At 64.7% G+C, this 2,454-nt stretch carries 2 protein-coding genes; both read left to right on the forward strand.

The genetic code is table 11. The annotated features are described in order from the left end of the window. Window positions 1-1,161, forward strand: a 1,161-nt coding sequence (locus DD1DGNOD_RS14910; protein ID WP_283234700.1) for a biotin/lipoyl-containing protein, incomplete at its 5' end; no start/stop codon positions are given. Window positions 1,162-1,399: 238 nt separating this feature from the next. Further along, on the forward strand, window positions 1,400-2,161 hold the full coding sequence (locus DD1DGNOD_RS14915; RefSeq protein ID WP_241255738.1) for an AfsR/SARP family transcriptional regulator: 762 nt from the start codon (window positions 1,400-1,402) through the stop codon (window positions 2,159-2,161). Window positions 2,162-2,454 lie beyond the last annotated feature (293 nt).

Consider the following 2,454-nt stretch of genomic DNA (forward strand, 5'->3'; position numbering starts at 1 on the left):
GTACCACCCGACATCGGCGCGGACGCCGTCGACGCCGCGTCCGCGCCGATGTCGGGTGGTACCAGCCAGCCGAACCTGTCCGCGCTCGTCGCAGCCACCGACCACACTGCGCGGGCAACCGGGATCAGCCTGGGCGCGTTGTCGGCGATGGAGCCGTACTGGGAGGCGGTGCGTGACCTGTATGCACCGTTCGAGGCGGGCCTGCGAGCGCCAACGGGTGCCGTCTACCGGCACGAGATCCCCGGCGGCCAGCTGACGAACCTGCGCCAGCAGGCGATCGCGCTCGGACTGGGCGCGAAGTGGTCCCAGGTGCAGGAGTGCTACGCCCTGGCCAACGACCTGCTCGGCAAACCCATCAAGGTCACTCCCACCAGCAAGGTCGTCGGGGACCTGGCGCTGTTCATCGCCGGTGGTGACATCGATGTCGCCGCTCTTCGCGAGCATCCGGAACGCTACGACCTGCCGGCAAGCGTGCTGGGTTACCTGGCCGGTGAGCTCGGCACACCTCCCGCCGGATTCGCCGAACCCTTCCGCGAACGGGCGCTTGCCGGGCGACAGCCGTCCGCGCCCGTAACGGAACTGAGCGCGCAGGACGCGTCCGCCCTGAACGGACCCGGCCGGCGCGAGACCCTCTCCCGGCTGCTGTTCCCCGGACCGTGGAAGGATTACACCTCCGCCGTGGCGGCCTACGGCAACTCCGCCACGATTCCCACCGAGGAGTTCTTCTACGGTCTCACCCCGGGCCAGCCGGTGACCATCACCGTGGAGCCCGGTGTCGAGGTCATCGTCGAGCTCAACGACGTCGGCGAACCCGACGACGCGGGCATGCGCACCCTCTACCTGCGGGTCAACGGCCAGCCGCGGCCGGTGTCGGTGCGAGACACCTCGATCGCGGCGGTGTCCAAGGCAGCCCGGCGAGCCGATCCGGGTGATCCGGCGCAGATTCCCGCGGGACTGCCCGGCCTTGTCACCTATGTGGTCGCCGTCGGCGACCGGGTGCGCAAAGGCGACAGGCTGGCCACCATCGAGGCGATGAAGATGGAGGCTGGCGTCACCAGTCCGCACGCGGGGAATGTCACCGAACTGGTCCATTCCTCCGGTGTCTCCGTCGAGGTCGGTGATCTTCTCCTCATCGTGACCCCGGACCCGGCCTCCGACTGAACTGCTTCATCAAGATTGGTGCGACTCCCGCCAGGGTACCGCTATATGTGGTGATACTCGTGCAGCGCCTCTGTCGGCGATCCCCGAAAAGGGATCTCATTTCGGCGGCCGGAGTATTCACCCTGTTCGGTGATTTTCATCTGCCGATCCGATCGTAGCTAGGTACGGGAGTACCCGCGGAATGGAGTTGTACGCCAATCGGATGATCGTTGGAATGCACGGAGCCGGCGAGGAGAACATGTTGTTCCGCATGCTGGGACCATTGGAGGTGTACGGATTTGACGGCAAACCGGTCGATATTCCTCAGCACAAGCCGCGGGTACTGCTGTCGTTGCTGCTCCTGAACTCCGGTACCTGGGTGAGCATTGACCGGATCTCTGCTGTTCTCTGGGAGGAGGAGCCGCCCCGATCTTCAGCCGGCAACATCAAGACTTATGTATCCCAGTTGCGGCGAACCCTGCCACCCAATCATGCCGAGCACAACAGAATCGAAAGCCGATCAGGCGCGTACCGCATCAACGTGACACCCGGGGAATTTGATGTATCGGTCTTCGAGAAGATGGCATATCGTGGTCGGGAAGCACTGCGCGACGGAGCTGACGAGATCGCCGTCGAGTATTTTCAGGAAGCGCTGGAACTATGGCGCGGTCAGCCTTTCGACGAATTGCCCGAGGACATTACTCTGGCCGAGGCGGTGCGGCTGGAAGAGCAGCACTGGGCGGTCCTGGAAGATCTGATCGACGTGCGCCTTTCCCGTGGTCACCATGACGTCGTCCTGCCCACGCTGCGTGCGCTCACTATCGAATATCCCCTGCGGGAGCGTCTGTGGGGCCAGCTCCTGCTCGCGCTGCACAGGTCGGGCCGTCGCGCCGAAGCCCTGTCCGCCTACCAGACCGTGTACCGGTTGCTGACCAACGAGCTCGGCGTCGAGCCAGGCGTGGACCTGCGCCGGCTTCATCAGCAGGTACTGGGCGCCGACCTCGACGTGGACCAGGGCTGACGGCCGGGGAGGAAGGACGCAGTAGGCACAGCACTACCAACGGATGTACGTGGGTTGAACCAAGGCTGAACCTATCGCTTGCAAAATAGAAGATGGCCGGTTGTACAGCGCGGACCGCAGGCCGGCCTGGAAGAGATCGATCCGGCCGGTGAGCGGTCGGACGGACCATTCAACATCACAGACTCCGATAGGAGGAACTAATGAAGGCACCGTACCAGGCACCTGCCCTCCAGGAGGCAGGTGCCTTCTCGATGGTCACCGGTGGCGGGCGCCGGCGAGGACGTGACTTCTAC

Origin of the sequence: Candidatus Protofrankia californiensis, from assembly GCF_900634765.1 — a bacterium.
In the GTDB taxonomy this organism is placed as follows: domain Bacteria; phylum Actinomycetota; class Actinomycetes; order Frankiales; family Frankiaceae; genus Protofrankia; species Protofrankia californiensis.

Bases quoted from the DNA above. Each gene is read 5' to 3' on its own strand.
- DD1DGNOD_RS14915 (WP_241255738.1), top strand. From the start codon at position 1,400: ATGTTGTTCCGCATGCTGGGACCATTGGAGGTGTACGGATTTGACGGC.